At 63.2% G+C, this 525-nt stretch carries 1 protein-coding gene; it reads right to left on the reverse strand.

Going from position 1 to position 525, the window contains the following annotated elements:
• A partial coding sequence (locus ACYVD1_RS34860) for a glycosyltransferase family 2 protein (RefSeq protein WP_460778738.1) occupies positions 1-525 on the reverse strand: 525 nt, incomplete at both ends.

Consider the following 525-nt stretch of genomic DNA (forward strand, 5'->3'; position numbering starts at 1 on the left):
CTCGACCCAGTGCGGGTCGGCGCTCTCCCTGTCGAAGAGCTCCTCAGCACGACCCGCCCCCACCTCCGCCCGAACGTACTCCGGAGTCATGGCCGCCGGATCGAAGTCCACGAAAAGCTTGTGCCCGAGAGCAACGCCGTAATCGATCAAGTGATGCCAGCGCATCTGCGACTCCACATGCTCCCGGTAGACCAGCATGTCCGCGTCCAAACGCAACACCACCTGCCCCGAAGAAGCAGCAACCCCGGTGTTGACCGCGTGCGCCGAACCCCAACCCCCCGGAGCAGAGGACAACAGCTTCGTGTTCTCCGGACACACCTCCGGCAGAACCAACGGCTCAGACGAACCGTCATCCACCACCAGCACCTCCATGAGATGCGCCGGATAGCTCTGAGCAGCCAACGACGCCAACACCAGCGCCAGCTTCTCCGGATGCCCATGCGCCGGAACCACCACACTCACCGACAGCTCCGGAACCCACTCCCCCAACACCGCAGGCTCCAACAACGAATAATCATTCCGCCA

The organism is Nocardiopsis nanhaiensis (assembly GCF_054778635.1).